Below are 16,616 nucleotides of genomic sequence, written 5' to 3'. Positions count from 1 at the left end.
CCCCTTCGCGGGCAAGCCCGCTCCCACAGTTGACTGCATTCCTTCAGATACAACGCGGTCAATGTGGGAGCTGGCTTGCCTGCGATGGCCGCTAATCTCTGGTGTGGCTGATGGCCCCTTCGCGAGCAAGCCCGCTCCCACAGTTGACTGCATTCCTTCAGATACAATGCGGTCAATGTGGGAGCTGGCTTGCCTGCGATGGCCGCTAATCTCTGGTGTGGCTGATGGCTCCTTCGCGAGCAAGCCCGCTCCCACGGTTGACTGCATTCCTTCAGATACAACGCGGTCAATGTGGGAACCGGCTTGCCTGCGATGGCCGCTAATCTCTGGTGTGGCTGATGGCCCCTTCGCGGGCAAGCCCGCTCCCACAGTTGACTGCATTCCTTCAGATACAACGCGGTCAATGTGGGAGCTGGCTTGCCTGCGATGGCCGCTAATCTCTGGTGTGGCTGATGGCCCCTTCGCGAGCAAGCCCGCTCCCACAGTTGACTGCATTCCTTCAGATACAACGCGGTCAATGTGGGAACCGGCTTGCCTGCGATGGCCGCTAATCTCTGGTGTGGCTGATGGCTCCTTCGCGAGCAAGCCCGCTCCCACAGTTGACTGCATTCCTTCAGATACAACGCGGTCAATGTGGGAGCTGGCTTGCCTGCGATGGCTGCGACTCGGTCTAGAAGCAGGTATGCAGCGACTCAATCACCTGCAACTGCTCATCCACCAGGCAACCCACTTGCCATTTGTCGAAGGTCAGGCAAGGGTGCGAGGTGCCGAACGAGATGATGTCACCGATACGCAACTCAACCCCTGGCGCCACCGTCATGAACGCATGCTGGTCCATCACCGCCGTGACTTTGCACGCGGTCACGTCATCGCCTTCGGCGGGCAGGATACCGGCCTTGTAGCGTTTGAGCGGCACCGGCAACCCGGCGTCGTAGGCCACGTCGCGCTTGCCCAGGGCTATCACGGCAAAGCCAGGCTCGGGCAACGATTGCACATGCGCCCAGACTTCCAACGCAGGGCGCAGGCCTTCATTGAGGTCGCTGCGGCGGTCGAGCACGCAGCATTGCGCGTCTTTGTAGATACCGTGGTCGTGGGCCACGTAGCTGCCCGGGCGCAACACGCTGAGGAAACGGCCGGCGGCGTTTTGCGTTTCGAAGGACTCGGCGATCAGGTCGTACCAGGCCGACCCCGATGCGGTGATGATGGGCTTGGGCAGGTCGAAAGCGCCGTTGTTTTGCAGGTCCACGGCCAATCGCACCAGGCTGGCGGCGAACTCGCGGATGCCGCTGATGGCGTGTTCACCGTGGATCACGCCTTCATAGCCTTCGATACCGGTAAGGGCCAGGGCCGGCTGGGCCTTGATCGCCTTGGCGAGTTCGCGCACGTCCTGCTCGCTGCGGCAACCGCAACGGCCGCCGACCACGCCGTACTCGATCATCACGTTCAGGCGCAAGCCACGGGCAGCGAAGAACAGGCCCAGATCGGCGACGTTGTCCGGGTGGTCGACCATGCAGTGGAAGTCGAAATCAGGATCGGCCAACAGGTCGGCAATCAACGCCATGTTCGGCGCACCAACCAATTGGTTGGCCATCAACACGCGGCGCACACCACCGGCGTAGGCGGCGCGGGTCTGCACCGCATTGGCCAGGGTAATCCCCCAGGCGCCTTGGGCGATCTGACGCTGGAACAGCGCGGGCATCATGCTGGTTTTACCATGGGGCGCGAGTTCTGCGCCGCTGTTGCTGACAAACGCTTGCATCCAGCGAATGTTGTGTTCCAGGGCGTCACGGTGCAGCACCAGGGCTGGCAGGCTGACGTCGCGGACCAGGTGGGCGCCAATCGCGGCGGCGCCTTTTTCAACGGCGTTGAAGGCAGACATGGAAAACTCCTATTCGTTGATGCGACGGGCCAGGTTGTTGGCGCTGTCGATCAACACCCGGCGATAGTCGTTGTAATTTTTAATCGCGTCGGCCCGTGGGGCGACGATGCACAAGGTCGCAATGCTGATGCCTTGTGCGTCGCGGACCGGGGCAGCGAAGCAATGGGTAAAGGTGTCGGCCACGCTGTCGAAGGAGAAGAAACCGTCGAGCGTGGCCTGGCGGATTTGCGCCAGGAAGGTTTCCAGCGCCAGGCGCTGGCCGTCCGGCAGGATGAAATCGTCGTAGTCGATCAGGTCGATGATTTGCTGGTCGCTCAAGTGCCCCAGCAACAGGCGCCCGGAGGCAGTCCACGGGATGGGTGCGTTTTCGCCGATGTCCGATGAAATACGGAAATGCCGCTCACCTTCGCGCATCAGCGCCACCGTGTATTTGCGCCCATTGAGCAGGCACATCTGCGCGGTTTCGTGGGTTTGGCTGACGATTTCCTGCAAGGCGTGGTCGGCCTCGCGGGTCAGGTCGAAATGGCGCAGGTGCGCCTGGCCGAGGAAGTACAACTGGCGGCCGAGGTAGACGTGGCCGTCCTTGCCCACCGTTTCCAGGATGCGCCGCTCCAGCAGGGATGCGACCAACTCATAGACGGTGGATTTGGGGCTGCCGATGCCGCTGGCAATATCATTCGGGCGCAGGGGCTGGCCGATCTCCTTGAGAAAATCGAGGATATCGAAAGCACGGTCCAGGCCTTTGGCGCGGCGTTTGATGGTGTCTTCGGTCATGGCAGTAATCGGTCCCGTCAAAGGTGGGTGCTGCACAGTGATCCCCTGTGGGAACGGGCTTGCCCGTGATTGCGGTGGGTCAGTGCCAGATGGGCTGGCTGACACTCCGTCATCGCGGGCAAGCCCGCTCCCACATTGGATCTCCTATGGCTTCAAGAATGGGGCATTTAGCCTTTTTTCCTGTAGGCCACGCAATCAATCTCGACCTTGCAGTCCACCATCATGTTGGCCTGTACACAGGCACGCGCCGGGGCGTGTTCCGGGGTGAAGTATTCGCCGAATACCTTGTTGAAACTCCAGAAGTCCCGTGGGTCTTCCAGCCATACACCCACGCGCACCACGTCTTTGAGTTCGTAGCCGGCCTCTTCCAGAATTGCCACCACATTGCGCAGGGTCTGGCGGGTTTGCTCGACGATGCCGCCGTTGATGATTTCACCGTCCACCGCTGGCACCTGGCCCGAGACGTAGAGCCAGCCGTCCGCTTCCACCGCGCGGGCGAAAGGACGTGGCTGGCCACCGCCGGCGGTGCTGCCGGTGCCGTAACGAGTAATGGTCATAACGTTGCTCCTGATTAAAAACGAATGTTCTTCAAAAATTCCGCCAGGCGCGGCGATTGCGGACGCTCGAAGATGTCCTTCGAGGTGCCCTGCTCTTCAATGCGGCCCTGGTTCATGAATACGATCTTGTCCGACACTTCATAGGCAAAACGCATTTCGTGGGTGACCAGCAACATGGTCATGCCCTCCTCCGCCAGGCCCTTGATCACGCTCAGCACTTCCCCAACCAGCTCCGGGTCGAGGGCCGAGGTGACTTCGTCGAACAGCATCAAGCTGGGGTTCATCGCGATCGCACGGGCAATCGCCACACGCTGTTGCTGGCCGCCGGACAATTGGCCGGGGAAGTGGTTGCGCCGCTCCAGCAGGCCGACGCGGTCGAGCCATTTTTCGGCCAGGGCCACGGCTTCGTCCTTGCCCATTTTCTTGACCTTGAGCAGGCCGAGGGTGACGTTTTGCAACGCCGTCAGATGCGGAAACAGGTTGAACTGCTGGAACGCCATGCCGGTCATCGCGCGGTGCTGGGCAATCACGCGTTCAGGGTGGCGCACACGCTTGCCGGCGATTTCGCTGTAGCCGATGGATTCGCCATCCAGGGTGATCTGGCCGCCCTGGAATTCTTCCAGCAAGTTGACGCAACGCAGCAGCGTGGTCTTGCCCGAGCCGCTGGAGCCGATCAAGGTCACCACGTTGCCGCGCTGCATGGACAGGTCGACGCCTTTGAGCACTTCCACCTGGCCGTATTGTTTGCGCAGGCCGCGAATGTTCAGCAGCGGTGGGTTAGTGTGTGGTTGGTTCATGGCAAGGCCACCCGCTTTTCAATGTAGCGCCCGAATAACTCGATGGCGTAGTTGATGACAAAGAACAGAAACCCGGCGAACAGATAGAACTCCAGGGTCATGAAAGTACGCGCGATCACTTGCTGCGTGCTCAGCAGCAATTCAGCCACGCCAATCACCGAAAGCAAGGTCGAGGCCTTGACGATTTCCGTGGAGGAATTGACCCAGGTCGGCAATATCTGTCGCAGCGCCTGAGGCAACAGCACGTAACCCAGGGACTGGTAGAACGTCAGGCCAATCGCCTTGCCCGCTTCCAGTTGCCCACGGGGGATGGCTTGCAACGCGCCGCGCACAATTTCCGAGACGTGCGAGCCGCAGAACAACGTCAGGCCGACCGCACCGGCCTGGAACGCGGTGATCTGCCAACCGAGCGCCGGCAGCATGTAAAAACACGCCAGCACCAGCACAAACACTGGCGTGCCACGGATCAGGTCAACGTACAGACGAAACGGCGCACGCATCCAGAATTTGCCGTAGGTCAGGATCAACCCCGCAAAGATACCGATCAGCGTGCCAAAGATAATCGCCAGCACCGAGCAGTAGATGCTGGTCTGAAACCCCGCCCAGAGGGTATCCCGGGCGATCCACAACTCATGCAGCCAGCTGGGGGACTCGTACATGGAAACCCTCCTTAACGACGGATCGCCAGACGCTGTTCCAGGTAACGGAGCAGCATGGCGATGAAATAACAGGCGGCCACGTAGAGCGCGGTCGTAACCATCCAGGTTTCAATCACCCGGTAGCTTTCGACGTTGATCTTGCGGGCATAATAGGTCAGCTCCGGCACCGCGATAGCGGCGGCCAACGAGGTGTCCTTGAACAGCGAAATAAAGTTGTTCGACAGCGCCGGCAACACGTTGCGCAGCATCACCGGCACGGTGATGTAGGCACGAATGCGCCACTCGCCCAGGCCGATGGCCAAGCCGGCTTCACGCAAGCCCTTGGGAATATTCAACAGCCCGGCACGGAACACTTCGGTCAGGTAGGCACCGGCATACAGCGACAGGGTGATGATGAAGGAAGGGATTTTGTCGAGACGAATCCCCAGCGACGGCAGGGCAAAGTAGATCAACAGGATCAGCACGAGGATCGGCGTATTGCGGATCACCGTCACATACACCGAGGCGAAGACTCGCAACGCCCGGTGCCTGGACAGCATGGCAAAGGCCATCATCAAGCCGATCACACAGCCAATCGCGATCGACAGCAACGCCAGCTCAAGGCCCAGGCCGAGCCCCGCCAGCAAGCTGGGGAAATCACGCCACACGGCGGCAAAGTTCAACTGATAGTTCATGGTCGGCAGTACCTGAAGCGGGGCGCAACACGCTGCGCCCCCGGTTTACACATCACTTGAATTCAACAGGGAAACCAATCGCAGGCTCTGGCAGGTCCACACCGAACCACTGCTTGAACGAGGCTTTGTAGGTCGGGAATTCCACGCCGGTCATGGCTTCATGCAACGCCGTGTTGACGAAGTTCAGCCAGTCCTGGTCGCCACGCTTGACGGCGCACGCGTAGGTTTGCGGGCTCCAGGCGTAGGTCGGGCTGCGGTAGCGGCCCGGGTTCTGCACCATCAGGTATTTGACCGAGGATTGGTCGGTGGCGGCAGCATCGGCGCGGCCAGAGTTCACGGCCTGGTACATCAGGTCAACGCTGTCGTACTGATCGACCTTGGCCTTGGGCAGTGCCTGGTGCACCAGCTCTTCGGCATAGACGTTTTGCAGCACGGCCACGGTGACGCTGTCGCCTGCGGCTTGCAGGTCTTCGATTTCTTTGTATTTGCTGTTATTCGGCAGCAGCAGGCCCACGCCTTCGCGGTAGTACGGCAAGGTAAAGGCAACCTGCTGCGCACGGCTGGCAGTGACGGTGATGAACTGGCAACTCATGTCGACCTTGTCGGTCAGCAGGTTGGGAATGCGTGCGTCGGACGACTGCACCACAAATTCGACCTTGCTTGGATCGTTGAACAATCCCTTGGCCACAATGCGGCCGATGTCGATATCAAAACCTTGCAACTTGCCATCCGCTCCCTGGAAGTGCCACGGCGCATTGGTACTGCCTGTACCCACGATGAGATGCCCACGCTTGAGCACATCATCGAGCTTGCTGTCCGCCGCGTGCACGATGCTTGCGAGGGAAGCCGATGCGGCGAAGAGAAAAACACACGCTTTAAACACGGAAGGTCGGTGATGCATGACAAGCACTCCAGGAGTTGTGTATTCCGCTATACCGGAACTTGGTATGTAACAACGGAATAGACAGCAGAAAGTGTGCCACACGCAGTAACAGAAAAATATGCCAAGGATAAATTCGTTATAAATCAGAAAGATAATTTCTCATGGGGTGTACAGCGTGATGCCATCATGGGAAATCAGATTGCTACCCAAGGCCCCACACCGCCGTGAAAGGCCCCAACCGGGTGCACCACAACGGTGTTACCCCGCACCCTTGCGGCGCGGGCGCACCATGCAAAAATCCCCACGCTGGACTAGCCTTGGCACATTCAAGCCAACAAGGACGACCTTTCTGATGAAGCTCAGCCTCACTTTGGTTTTGCTTTCATTCCTGGCAGCCGGCAGCGCCTCGGCCGCGAACGACCGCCACGAATGCAAGGAACAACTGCAGAAACTCAAGGAAGCCTTCAATGCCGACTACACCGGTCAGAACCACCATGACTACCGGCGGGCAAAGGCGTCCAGGGACAATGAGGAATACAAGAAATGCGCGAATCAGGCGCGAAAGGCCCGGGAACGCATGGAGCGCGCGGACGATGCGTGAGCAGCGTTACCTGTGAAGGTTGACAGTAGACGGTGGTGATCTCGCGATTTAGCGTACCCGCAACCATTTGGCCGGGCTCGCAAGGAGATCATCATGGGTGTTGCAAAAACGGTTATTCGTGACCTCGACGAATACCAAAGAATCCTGACTGAACACCCGCTGGTGATTGTGTTGTTCACTTCCCCCTACTGCCCGGCGTGCTTGGGGGCTGACCTGCGTTTCAATCGCATCGCCGCTCAATACGCCGGGCGTGTAAAAAGCATGATCCTCGACACCACCCAAACCCCGCCGATTCACGGGGTTAGCGGCACCCCCACGCTGGTGGTCTACAAAGACGCCCTTGAGGTCGAAAACCTCAAGGGCATCGGTGACCCCCATGAACAGGAAACACTCCTGGAGGAGGTGTTCAAAGACTACGCGTCACCGGCGCCAACAGCACCTGCGTCACGCGTCGCTCTTCCACCGCCGCCACAGCCAGGCGCCAGCCTTCATGCTCGAGACTGTCACCGACCATCGGCAGGCGATCGAGCAGGCTCATCACCAAGCCAGCTAGGGTCTGATAATCCTCGGTGGAAACGGCATTGAAACCGGTACGCTGACGAACCAGGTTGAGGTTCAAGGCGCCATTGGCGCGAAACCCCTCGCCCTCCTCGACAATATCCGGCCCCTCGATTTCGCTGGCGTCCGGCAATTCACCGGCGATGGACTCGAGAATGTCGGTCATGCTCAACACGCCCATGAAGTCGCCGAATTCGTTGATCACGAAGGCGATGTGGGTCGACTCCTGGCGCATCTGCTCCAGGGCGTTGAGGATCGAAAAGCTCTCCAGCAGGTTGATCGCCCGACGCGCCAGGTGCTCCAGGTTAGGCTCGTTGCCGGCCAGGTATTCCTTGAGCAATTCCTTTTTGTGCACGAAACCCAGCGGCTCATCCACCGCGCCGTTGCGGATCAACGGCAGGCGCGAGTAGGACGAATGCATCAGTTTGCGGCGGATCGTGTCGGGATCGTCCGCCAGATCGATACAGTCCACCTTGGCCCGTGGCGTCATCAAGGTACGGATCGGCCGCTCGGCCAGTTGCAGCACGCCGCTGATCATTACGCGCTCGCGTCGATCAAACAGCGGACCCTGGGTCGCATCCCGCTCGCCCAGCAAGTCGGCCACGTCTTCACCCACCTCTTCCACCGCCAGGCTTCGGCCGCCGAGCAAGCGCATTACCGCATGGGCGGTACGCTCACGCACCGGCAACACGCCTTGCGCCGACTTCTTGCGGCGGGCGCGGGCAATCTGGTTGAACAGCTCGATCAGGATCGAGAAACCAATCGCCGCATACAGGTAGCCCTTGGGAATATGGAAGCCCAGGCCTTCGGCGGTCAGGGCGAAACCGATCATCATCAAAAAGCCCAGACACAGCATGATGACTGTCGGGTGCGCGTTGACGAAACGGGTCAGCGGTTTACTCGCCACGATCATCAGGCCGATGGACACGATCACCGCGATCATCATCACAGCCAGCTCATCGACCATGCCCACGGCGGTAATCACCGCGTCGAGGGAGAACACTGCGTCGAGCACCACGATCTGCGCCACGATCGGCCAGAACATCGCGTACGCCACATTGCCCGTGCGCTGTGCCACATGGCCTTCAAGGCGCTCGTGCAATTCCATGGTGGCCTTGAACAACAGGAACACACCACCAAACAACATGATCAGGTCACGGCCGGAGAAGCTCTTGTCGAACACCTCGAACAGCGGCTGCGTGAGCGTCACCAGCCAGGAAATACTCGCCAGCAGGCCCAAACGCATCAGCAACGCCAGGGACAAACCGATCAACCGCGCGCGATCGCGCTGCTCCGGCGGCAGCTTGTCCGCCAGGATCGCGATAAACACCAGGTTGTCGATGCCCAGCACCAGTTCCAGCACAATCAAGGTCAACAGGCCGAGCCAGGCCGTTGGATCCGCTAACCATTCCATTTATAGAGTCTCTTTATAGGTTTCAGAATGCCGGACACGGCAAAGCGCGGTCAGTGGACCGGGACAAGGTTAGCAGTTGGAATACGGGGTGCTTCAGCGGGAACAGCGACAGCGGATGTCTTGGGGAAAGACGACTGGGAGGCTCCGAGAGGGTGTTCATGCAAGTCCTGCAATGAGAAAAGGACTTGAATCGTACAGGCGAAACCCAAACTTCCTACAACGCAAAATTATTACAAAATCTGTCCCCAAGCACACACAAAACCAATGTGGGAGCGGGCTTGCTCGCGAATGCGGAGGTTCAGTCAATCCATATGTCGACTGACACACCGCCTTCGCGAGCAAGCCCGCTCCCACATTTTGACCTGCGCAATATCAGGTTTTGCGCGTCGCATCATCCAGCGCCAGGATGGTGTGGGCATTCGTTACCGTGGTCGCCAGCGTATTGATCACCCCCGAGCGCAACGCGCCAAGCGTCGCCGCTGCCTTGGTGTTCTCACTGGCAATCGCCACGACATCCGGGATACGAAACAGCTCCTGCACCGTCAACCCGATCACCCGACCTTGAATCGCGTTGACCGCCGGCTGGCCATGGATGTCGATAAAGTCATACCCCATCATGTCGCCCACGGTGCCCGACAACCGCGCCTGCGCGATCTCCTGCGGCGAGAACCAGCCCATGCGCACCATGTTGCTGTTCTCGCTCATGTCGCCAATGCCAATCAGCGCAATGTCCGCGCGCCGCGCACGGTCCAGGGTCGAGCGCACGGTGTCATTGTTGATCAGCACGCCCCGTAACTCGGGGTTTGCCACCAGCGCCGGGGCGTACAGGCTTTCGCTCTCGCCACCAAAACGCAGGGCCAGGCGACGGCAAATATGGTCGGGGTTCATGTATTCGCCGGCCTTGAGCGAACCGCCGATGGCGCAGACAAACGTGCAATTGCGCGTCACCGGCAAAAATACGTTATCCGCCACGGCACCGACGTTACGCCCCATGCCCACGGCGACGATCATGCCGTCGCTCAGCGTCTTGTTCAGGTAATTCGCCACCAGGCTGGCGACAGCCGAGCGCTGGGTGTCGGGGTCGCTGTGGTCGACCGCGATCAAGGCGCGGTCCAGCTTGAAGCGCTCCACCAACGCCCGCTCCAGCTCGTTGTTCATCGCCGGGTGCTGCAAGACGCGCACCTCGACAATCCCTTCATCGCGCGCACGTTTGAGCAAGCGGCTGACTTTCGCCCGCGACAGGTCGAAGCGTTTGGCAATGGCTTCCTGAGTGACGTTCTCAAGGTAATAGAGCATCGCCACTTCGGTCATCTGATCGATATCGCTGGCAATGCGCTGGGTACTGTCACTCATGGGGACGGGCTTCCGTTTCGGCGTCAAAGGCGCATTCTCCCGACTCTTGCCCCGTTACGTCCACTACTGATGCCCATCGCGCTCGATCGCATTGATCCGCTCGACCTTGGCCCCAGAACGCGCAGCCTCGAACTCCGACTCCAGGAACGACTTGACGATGCTTTTGGCCAGTTCGGCGCCGATCACCCGCGCGCCAATGGACAGGATTTGCGCATCGTTGCTCTTGCGCGCGCGCTCCGCCGAATACGTGTCATGGGCCTGGGCCGCACGAATGCCCAACACCTTGTTGGCCGAGATCGCCATGCCGATCCCGGTGCCGCACACCAGCACACCGAGGCGTTGCTGCCCGGCATTGATGGCGGTGGCCACGGCCAGGGCGATGTCCGGATACAGCACCGGCGCCGTGGAGTGAGTACCGAAGTCGGTCACCGGATAGCCGAGCGCCTCGATATGGCGCTTCAACAGGTATTTGAGCTCAAAACCCGCTTCATCGCATCCGATAGCCACCGGGAAAGGTGTGTTCATGGCGTCTGGCTCCACTGCCGAGAGGGCATTTAAGACCGATCAAATGATCAGTAGATGAAATTTCTATCAGTCATTTCGCGGGCATTAAGCCCTTTCTGTCAAGTGAGTTTTAACTGACTCGACAGTCAAAGCCCTATAACAGGGCGCCATTACCACTCAGGATGAGATTCCTACGTTTTAAGTGAAAGAGATTGACTGATCAGAATTTCATTTGATACACATATGATCACAGCGAAACATGACTGTGCGACCTAATAAGAATTCACAGCACGAGGACACGCCGATGGCCACGCCATTACTGCTCCAGGCTGAACACGTCGCCAAGGCTTACGCCGGGGTGCCTGCCCTGCGTGACGGGCGCCTCTCTCTACGGGCCGGCAGCGTCCATGCGTTGTGCGGCGGCAATGGCGCAGGCAAGTCGACGTTCCTGAGCATCCTGATGGGCATCACCCAACGCGACGCCGGAACCATTGCGCTCAACGGTGCCCCCGTTCAGTTCAACCGCCCGAGTGAAGCCCTGGCGGCGGGGATCGCGATGATCACCCAGGAACTGGAACCCATCCCCTACATGACCGTCGCCGAAAATATCTGGCTGGGCCGCGAACCGCGCCATGCCGGCTGCATTGTCGACAGCAAGACCCTCAACCGCCGCACCCGCGAGCTGCTCGAAAGCCTGGAGTTCGACGTCGACGCGACCCGCCCCATGCACCGCTTGAGCGTGGCGCAGATCCAGCTGGTGGAAATCGCCAAGGCGTTCAGCCATGACTGCCAGGTGATGATCATGGACGAACCCACCTCGGCCATCGGCGAGCGCGAGGCAGAAACCCTGTTCAAAGCCATCCGCCGCCTCACTGCCCGAGGCGCCGGTATCGTCTATGTGTCGCATCGTCTGAGCGAACTGGCGCAGATCGCCGATGACTACAGCATCTTTCGCGATGGCGCCTTTGTGGAAAGCGGACGCATGGCCGATATCGACCGCAACCACCTGGTGCGCGGCATCGTCGGCCAGGAGTTGACGCGCATTGACCACAAGGTCGGCCGCGAATGCGCCCCCACGACCTGCCTGCAAGTCGACAACCTGAGCCGCAACGGCGAATTCCACGACATCAGCCTGCAACTGCGCCAGGGTGAAATCCTCGGCATTTATGGCCTGATGGGTTCGGGGCGCAGCGAATTCCTCAACTGCATCTACGGCCTGACCGTCGCGGACTCCGGCAGCGTGACCCTGCAAGGCAAACCCATGCCGATCGGCTTGCCCAAAGCCACGATCAACGCCGGCATGTCGCTGGTCACCGAGGACCGCAAAGACAGTGGCCTGGTGCTCACCGGCAGCATTCTTTCCAATATTGCGCTGTCGGCCTACAAACGCCTGTCGAGATGGTCGCTGATCAATGCGCGCAAGGAAACCCAACTCGCCCAGGACATGGTCAAGCGCCTGCAGATCAAAACCACATCCCTGGAACTGCCGGTGGCCTCCATGAGCGGTGGCAACCAGCAGAAAGTGGTGCTTGCCAAATGCCTGTCGACCGAACCGGTGTGCCTGCTGTGCGATGAACCGACCCGGGGCATTGATGAAGGCGCCAAGCAGGAGATTTACCACCTGCTCGACCAGTTCGTGCGCGCCGGTGGCTCCGCCATTGTGGTGTCGTCCGAAGCCCCCGAGTTGCTGCACCTGAGTGATCGTATCGCCGTATTCAAGGGCGGCCGGCTGGTGACCATCAGCACCGACACCGCCCTTTCCCAGGAAGCCTTGTTGAGTCTTGCCTCATGAATGCCAAAACCATCGCTGCACCCATGACTGCCGCGCCGCGCAATCGACTGCGTTTATCCCTCGACCGCTTCGGCCTGCCGCTGGTGTTTATCCTGCTGTGCGTGGTGATGGCGTTTTCCAGCGAATATTTCATGACCTGGCGCAACTGGATGGACATCCTGCGCCAGACCTCGATCAACGGCATCCTCGCCGTGGGCATGACCTACGTGATTCTGACCAAGGGCATCGACCTGTCGGTGGGCTCGATCCTGGCCTTCGCCGGGCTGTGCAGCGCGATGGTCGCAACCCAGGGTTATGGCCTGCTGGCGGCGGTCAGTGCCGGGATGTTTGCCGGGGCCATGCTCGGCGTGGTCAACGGCTTTATGGTCGCCAACCTGTCGATCCCGCCGTTCGTGGCCACCCTCGGCATGCTCAGCGTCGCACGGGGCATGACCTTCATTCTCAACGACGGCAGCCCCATCACGGATCTGCCCGACGCCTATCTGGCGCTGGGCATTGGCAAGATCGGCCCGATTGGGGTGCCCATCGTCATCTTCGCCGTGGTCGCGCTGATCTTCTGGATGGTGCTGCGCTACACCACTTACGGCCGCTATGTGTACGCGGTGGGCGGCAATGAAAAGAGCGCACGCACCTCCGGCATCGGCGTGCGCAAGGTGATGTTTTCGGTGTACGTGGTGTCTGGCCTGCTCGCCGGGCTGGCCGGCGTAGTGTTGTCGGCCCGCACTACCTCCGCCCTGCCCCAGGCCGGGGTTTCCTATGAGCTGGATGCGATTGCCGCGGTGGTCATCGGCGGCACCAGCTTGTCGGGCGGCACCGGCAGCATTGTCGGCACGCTGTTTGGTGCGTTGTTGATCGGCGTGATCAACAACGGGCTGAACCTGCTCGGCGTGTCGTCCTATTACCAGCAGGTCGCCAAGGGCCTGATCATCGTGTTCGCAGTACTGATCGACGTGTGGCGCAAGAAAAAACGCTAGTCGCTTTTCCTCCAAAAAATGAACTGGACGACCTACAACAATAAGCGGAGTTCTCACCATGAAACCTGGAATGACGTTGGCCGCCGTTGCGGCTCTCTCCCTGCTCGCCAGCAGTATTGCCCTGGCCGCCGATGGCAAGACCTACAAAATCGGCGCCGCCGTGTACGGCCTCAAGGGCCAGTTCATGCAGAACTGGGTCCGCGAGCTGAAGGAACATCCGGCGGTCAAGGACGGCACCGTGCAGTTGACCGTGTTCGACGGCAACTACGACGCCCTGACCCAAAACAACCAGATCGAAAACATGGTGACCCAGCACTACGACGCCATCCTGTTCGTGCCGATCGACACCAAGGCCGGTGTCGGCACCGTAAAACAAGCCATGAGCAACGATGTGGTCGTCATCGCCTCCAATACGAAAGTAGCCGATGCGTCCGTGCCTTATGTGGGTAATGACGACGTGGAAGGCGGCCGCCTGCAAGCCCAGGCCATGGTCGACAAGCTCAACGGCCGTGGCAACGTCGTGATCATCCAGGGCCCCATTGGCCAGTCGGCGCAGATCGACCGGGAAAAAGGCGAGCTGGAAGTGTTGGGCAAACACCCCGACATCAAGATCATCGAGAAAAAAACCGCCAACTGGGACCGCGCCCAGGCCCTGACCCTCACCGAAGACTGGCTGAACGCGCACCCCAAAGGCATTAACGGCGTGATCGCCCAGAACGACGACATGGCCCTCGGCGCCGTGCAAGCCCTGAAGTCCCATGGCTTGTCGTCCAAAGACGTGCCGGTCACCTCGATCGACGGCATGCCGGATGCGATCCAGGCGGCGAAGAAAGACGAAGTCACCACCTTCCTGCAAGACGCCCAGGCCCAGTCTCAGGGCGCGCTGGATGTGGCATTGCGCGCATTGGCCGGCAAGGACTACAAGCCGCAGTCGGTGATTTGGGAACGCTATGCCAAGGACGTGAAATGGGGTGACGGCACCGCCAAGAACTACATCTTGCCGTGGGTGCCGGTGACCAATGCCAATGCGGATGCGCTGTACAAACAGGTCAGCGGCGGTAAGTAGCGGTTTCGACCTGTGAATGCATTCCAACTGTGGGAGCGGGCTTCCCTGCGATGGCATCACCTCGGTTTGACTAAAAGACCGAGTCGCCTGCATCGCGAGCAAGCCCGCTCCCACATTGGATCTCCACCGTTTTCAAAAATGGAGTTAATCGTATGTCTGGATTCTGGAACCAAGCCTTCGACCTCACCGGCCGTTGCGCGGTGATTACCGGCGGCGCCGCCGGCATCGGCCTGGCCTGCGCCAGCCTGCTGGTGGAGCGCGGCGCACGCGTGGCGTTGCTGGACCGTGACCCCGCCGTGGTGGAAGTGGCCGCGAGCCTGGGCGCCGGGCATCTGGGTATTGCGGTCGACCTCAGCCGGATCGACCAGGTGCAGCACACCATCGACCACGTATTCGAACACTTCCAGCGCCTGGATTACCTGATCAACAGCGCCGGCATCGTCCTGCTCGACAAGGCCGTCGACGTCAGCGAAAGCGCCTGGGACAGCACCCTGGATATCAACCTCAAAGCCAGCTTCTTCGTGGCCCAGGCGTGCGCCAGACACATGCTCGCCAACGGCGGCGGACGCATCGTCAACCTCGCCTCCCAGGCCGCCGTGATCGGCCTGGACCGCCACGTCGCCTACTGCGCGAGCAAGGCGGCCATCGTCGGCATGACCAAGGTATTGGCCATGGAGTGGGCGCCACAGATCAACGTCAACGCCATCTCCCCGACCATCGTCGAGACCGCCCTGGGCAAGAAAGCCTGGGCCGGTGAAGTGGGTGAACGGGCCAAATTGCAGATCCCGGCGGGCCGTTTTGCCCAGCCGCAAGAAATCGCCGGGCTCGCGTTGTACCTGCTCAGCGATGCCGCGCAGATGATCACCGGCGCCAACATGGTGATCGACGGCGGCTACAGCATTCAGTAATTCATCTTTTGTCGTGAGGTTTTGTCATGTCCACCGTCACCGAACGCACCCCTGAACAGCTCGCCCCCAGCATCCCGAAAACCATGCAGGCCGTGGTCTGCCATGGCCCGGAAGACTACCGCCTGGAAACCGTCGATGTGCCCACACCCGGGCCTGACGAGATTCTCACCAAAGTCGAGCTGTGCGGCATCTGCATGGGCGACATCAAGACCTATCGCGGCGCACCGTCGTTCTGGGGCGACGCCGAGCAACCGCGCTACGTGAAACCGCCGATGATCCCCGGGCATGAATTCGTCTGCCGCGTGGTTGCCCTCGGCCCAGGCGCCGAAAAACGCGGCGTGGCGGTGGGTGACCGGGTGATCTCCGAGCAGATTGTGCCGTGCTGGGGCTGTCGCTTCTGCAACCACGGCCAGTACTGGATGTGCCAGAAGCATGACCTGTATGGCTTCCAGAACAATGTGCAGGGCGCCATGGCCCAGTACATGATCTTCACCAAGGAAGGCATCATCCACAAAGTGCCGGAATCCATCGCCCCCGACGAAGCGATCCTGATCGAACCGCTGGCCTGCTCACTGCATGCCGCCGAGCGCGCGAATGTCGACCATGACGACGTGGTGGTGGTGGCCGGTGCCGGCACCCTGGGCCTGGGCATCATCGGCGCCGTGCGCCTGCGCAACCCGAAAAAGCTGATCGTGCTGGACATGAAACCCGAACGCGCCGCCCTCGCCCTGCGCATGGGCGCCGACGAAGTGTGGAACCCGGCCGACGTCGACGTCCTGGCAAAAATCCGCGCGATCACCGACGGTTATGGCTGCGACATTTATATCGAAGCTACCGGGCACCACAAGGCGGTGAACCAGGGCCTGGCGATGTTGCGCAAGCTGGGGCGCTTCGTCGAGTTCAGCGTATTTAATGACGAAGCCACGGTAGATTGGTCGATCATCGGCGACCGCAAGGAACTGGACATATTGGGCTCGCACCTGGGGCCATACATGTACCCGCGCGCCATCGACTTTATCGGCAACCGCAAGATCGACATGCGCGACGTGGTGACCCATAAATTCGCACTGGCGGATTTCAAGGAAGCGTTTGCGGTGATGGAGCGCGGGGACAAGTCGCTCAAAGTGGTATTGGAGCCCTGATCCCAGCAGCAACACACCACCCTGTGGGAGCTGGCTTGCCTGCGATGGCGGTATATCAGTCAACACATCTATCAACTGAAC

16 protein-coding genes and 1 pseudogene are annotated in these 16,616 nt (G+C 60.3%); 7 read left to right on the top strand and 10 right to left on the bottom strand.

Going from position 1 to position 16,616, the window contains the following annotated elements; translation table 11 throughout:
- Positions 1 to 670: 670 nt before the first annotated feature.
- From ACDZ94_RS13750 to ACDZ94_RS13720, 7 genes are all read right to left on the bottom strand, one after another.
- Positions 671 to 1,879, bottom strand: a complete 1,209-nt coding sequence (locus ACDZ94_RS13750; RefSeq protein ID WP_221294495.1) for an amino acid deaminase — start codon at positions 1,877 to 1,879, stop codon at positions 671 to 673.
- Positions 1,880 to 1,888: 9 nt separating this feature from the next.
- On the bottom strand, positions 1,889 to 2,653 hold the full coding sequence (locus ACDZ94_RS13745; RefSeq protein ID WP_221294494.1) for an IclR family transcriptional regulator: 765 nt from the start codon (positions 2,651 to 2,653) through the stop codon (positions 1,889 to 1,891).
- A 167-nt stretch (positions 2,654 to 2,820) separates the two neighbouring features.
- Positions 2,821 to 3,210: a RidA family protein gene (locus ACDZ94_RS13740; protein WP_064451968.1), complete on the bottom strand. Its 390-nt coding sequence runs from the start codon at positions 3,208 to 3,210 to the stop codon at positions 2,821 to 2,823.
- A 14-nt stretch (positions 3,211 to 3,224) separates the two neighbouring features.
- On the bottom strand, positions 3,225 to 4,007 hold the full coding sequence (locus tag ACDZ94_RS13735; protein ID WP_064451967.1) for an amino acid ABC transporter ATP-binding protein: 783 nt from the start codon (positions 4,005 to 4,007) through the stop codon (positions 3,225 to 3,227).
- Positions 4,004 to 4,666 (bottom strand): amino acid ABC transporter permease, encoded by a 663-nt coding sequence (locus tag ACDZ94_RS13730; protein WP_053255671.1) that lies wholly within the window; start codon positions 4,664 to 4,666, stop codon positions 4,004 to 4,006. Before ACDZ94_RS13730 ends, ACDZ94_RS13735 begins: the two co-directional genes overlap by 4 nt.
- Positions 4,667 to 4,677: 11 nt before the next feature.
- Complete coding sequence (locus tag ACDZ94_RS13725) at positions 4,678 to 5,340, bottom strand: amino acid ABC transporter permease (RefSeq protein WP_064451966.1); 663 nt, start codon at positions 5,338 to 5,340, stop codon at positions 4,678 to 4,680.
- Between the two features lie 52 nt (positions 5,341 to 5,392).
- Complete coding sequence (locus ACDZ94_RS13720) at positions 5,393 to 6,241, bottom strand: transporter substrate-binding domain-containing protein (protein WP_064451965.1); 849 nt, start codon at positions 6,239 to 6,241, stop codon at positions 5,393 to 5,395.
- Positions 6,242 to 6,575: 334 nt separating this feature from the next.
- Here ACDZ94_RS13720 and ACDZ94_RS13715 point away from each other — a divergent pair, with 334 nt between their 5' ends.
- Together ACDZ94_RS13715 and ACDZ94_RS13710 are read left to right on the top strand one after the other, a co-directional pair.
- Positions 6,576 to 6,824: a hypothetical protein gene (locus tag ACDZ94_RS13715; RefSeq protein WP_064451964.1), complete on the top strand. Its 249-nt coding sequence runs from the start codon at positions 6,576 to 6,578 to the stop codon at positions 6,822 to 6,824.
- Positions 6,825 to 6,917: 93 nt separating this feature from the next.
- Positions 6,918 to 7,130, top strand: a pseudogene (locus ACDZ94_RS13710) (thioredoxin domain-containing protein); the annotation flags it as partial.
- Between the two features lie 100 nt (positions 7,131 to 7,230).
- Here the strand turns inward: ACDZ94_RS13710 and ACDZ94_RS13705 are convergent.
- The 3 genes from ACDZ94_RS13705 to rpiB form a co-directional block, all read right to left on the bottom strand.
- Positions 7,231 to 8,796, bottom strand: a complete 1,566-nt coding sequence (locus tag ACDZ94_RS13705; protein WP_064451962.1) for a TerC family protein — start codon at positions 8,794 to 8,796, stop codon at positions 7,231 to 7,233.
- A 372-nt stretch (positions 8,797 to 9,168) separates the two neighbouring features.
- Positions 9,169 to 10,149, bottom strand: a complete 981-nt coding sequence (locus ACDZ94_RS13700) for a sugar-binding transcriptional regulator (RefSeq protein WP_053255665.1) — start codon at positions 10,147 to 10,149, stop codon at positions 9,169 to 9,171.
- Positions 10,150 to 10,212: 63 nt separating this feature from the next.
- Positions 10,213 to 10,674 (bottom strand): ribose 5-phosphate isomerase B, encoded by a 462-nt coding sequence (gene rpiB / locus ACDZ94_RS13695; RefSeq protein WP_432750297.1) that lies wholly within the window; start codon positions 10,672 to 10,674, stop codon positions 10,213 to 10,215.
- Between the two features lie 283 nt (positions 10,675 to 10,957).
- Between rpiB and ACDZ94_RS13690 the strand changes: the two genes are divergently transcribed.
- From ACDZ94_RS13690 to ACDZ94_RS13670, 5 genes are all read left to right on the top strand, one after another.
- Positions 10,958 to 12,445 (top strand): sugar ABC transporter ATP-binding protein, encoded by a 1,488-nt coding sequence (locus tag ACDZ94_RS13690; RefSeq protein WP_432750296.1) that lies wholly within the window; start codon positions 10,958 to 10,960, stop codon positions 12,443 to 12,445.
- Positions 12,442 to 13,419 carry an ABC transporter permease gene (locus tag ACDZ94_RS13685; protein WP_064451960.1) on the top strand — a complete coding sequence of 326 codons (978 nt, stop codon included), beginning with the start codon at positions 12,442 to 12,444 and terminating at the stop codon, positions 13,417 to 13,419. Before ACDZ94_RS13690 ends, ACDZ94_RS13685 begins: the two co-directional genes overlap by 4 nt.
- A gap of 58 nt (positions 13,420 to 13,477) precedes the next feature.
- On the top strand, positions 13,478 to 14,485 hold the full coding sequence (locus ACDZ94_RS13680) for a substrate-binding domain-containing protein (RefSeq protein WP_064451959.1): 1,008 nt from the start codon (positions 13,478 to 13,480) through the stop codon (positions 14,483 to 14,485).
- A gap of 152 nt (positions 14,486 to 14,637) precedes the next feature.
- Positions 14,638 to 15,393, top strand: a complete 756-nt coding sequence (locus ACDZ94_RS13675; RefSeq protein ID WP_064451958.1) for an SDR family oxidoreductase — start codon at positions 14,638 to 14,640, stop codon at positions 15,391 to 15,393.
- A gap of 26 nt (positions 15,394 to 15,419) precedes the next feature.
- A complete protein-coding gene (locus ACDZ94_RS13670; RefSeq protein ID WP_064451957.1) occupies positions 15,420 to 16,535 on the top strand; it encodes an MDR/zinc-dependent alcohol dehydrogenase-like family protein in 1,116 nt (371 codons plus the stop codon).
- Positions 16,536 to 16,616 lie beyond the last annotated feature (81 nt).

The sequence above is a fragment of the Pseudomonas sp. UBT genome (assembly GCF_050915955.1).
Lineage (GTDB): Bacteria > Pseudomonadota > Gammaproteobacteria > Pseudomonadales > Pseudomonadaceae > Aquipseudomonas > Aquipseudomonas antarctica_A.
The sequence above is the reverse complement of the archived record's forward strand: the minus strand, read 5'-3'. Positions and strand labels throughout refer to the sequence as shown.

Excerpts from the sequence above, each read along its gene's own strand:
- ACDZ94_RS13670 (WP_064451957.1), top strand. The coding sequence starts at position 15,420 with ATGTCCACCGTCACCGAACGCACCCCTGAACAGCTCGCCCCCAGCATC.
- rpiB (WP_432750297.1), bottom strand. The coding sequence starts at position 10,674 with ATGAACACACCTTTCCCGGTGGCTATCGGATGCGATGAAGCGGGTTTT.
- ACDZ94_RS13720 (WP_064451965.1), bottom strand. The coding sequence starts at position 6,241 with ATGCATCACCGACCTTCCGTGTTTAAAGCGTGTGTTTTTCTCTTCGCC.
- ACDZ94_RS13700 (WP_053255665.1), bottom strand. The coding sequence starts at position 10,149 with ATGAGTGACAGTACCCAGCGCATTGCCAGCGATATCGATCAGATGACC.
- ACDZ94_RS13740 (WP_064451968.1), bottom strand. The coding sequence starts at position 3,210 with ATGACCATTACTCGTTACGGCACCGGCAGCACCGCCGGCGGTGGCCAG.
- ACDZ94_RS13715 (WP_064451964.1), top strand. The coding sequence starts at position 6,576 with ATGAAGCTCAGCCTCACTTTGGTTTTGCTTTCATTCCTGGCAGCCGGC.
- ACDZ94_RS13675 (WP_064451958.1), top strand. The coding sequence starts at position 14,638 with ATGTCTGGATTCTGGAACCAAGCCTTCGACCTCACCGGCCGTTGCGCG.
- ACDZ94_RS13690 (WP_432750296.1), top strand. The coding sequence starts at position 10,958 with ATGGCCACGCCATTACTGCTCCAGGCTGAACACGTCGCCAAGGCTTAC.
- ACDZ94_RS13705 (WP_064451962.1), bottom strand. The coding sequence starts at position 8,796 with ATGGAATGGTTAGCGGATCCAACGGCCTGGCTCGGCCTGTTGACCTTG.
- ACDZ94_RS13735 (WP_064451967.1), bottom strand. The coding sequence starts at position 4,007 with ATGAACCAACCACACACTAACCCACCGCTGCTGAACATTCGCGGCCTG.
- ACDZ94_RS13725 (WP_064451966.1), bottom strand. The coding sequence starts at position 5,340 with ATGAACTATCAGTTGAACTTTGCCGCCGTGTGGCGTGATTTCCCCAGC.
- ACDZ94_RS13680 (WP_064451959.1), top strand. The coding sequence starts at position 13,478 with ATGAAACCTGGAATGACGTTGGCCGCCGTTGCGGCTCTCTCCCTGCTC.
- ACDZ94_RS13730 (WP_053255671.1), bottom strand. The coding sequence starts at position 4,666 with ATGTACGAGTCCCCCAGCTGGCTGCATGAGTTGTGGATCGCCCGGGAT.
- ACDZ94_RS13750 (WP_221294495.1), bottom strand. The coding sequence starts at position 1,879 with ATGTCTGCCTTCAACGCCGTTGAAAAAGGCGCCGCCGCGATTGGCGCC.
- ACDZ94_RS13745 (WP_221294494.1), bottom strand. The coding sequence starts at position 2,653 with ATGACCGAAGACACCATCAAACGCCGCGCCAAAGGCCTGGACCGTGCT.
- ACDZ94_RS13685 (WP_064451960.1), top strand. The coding sequence starts at position 12,442 with ATGAATGCCAAAACCATCGCTGCACCCATGACTGCCGCGCCGCGCAAT.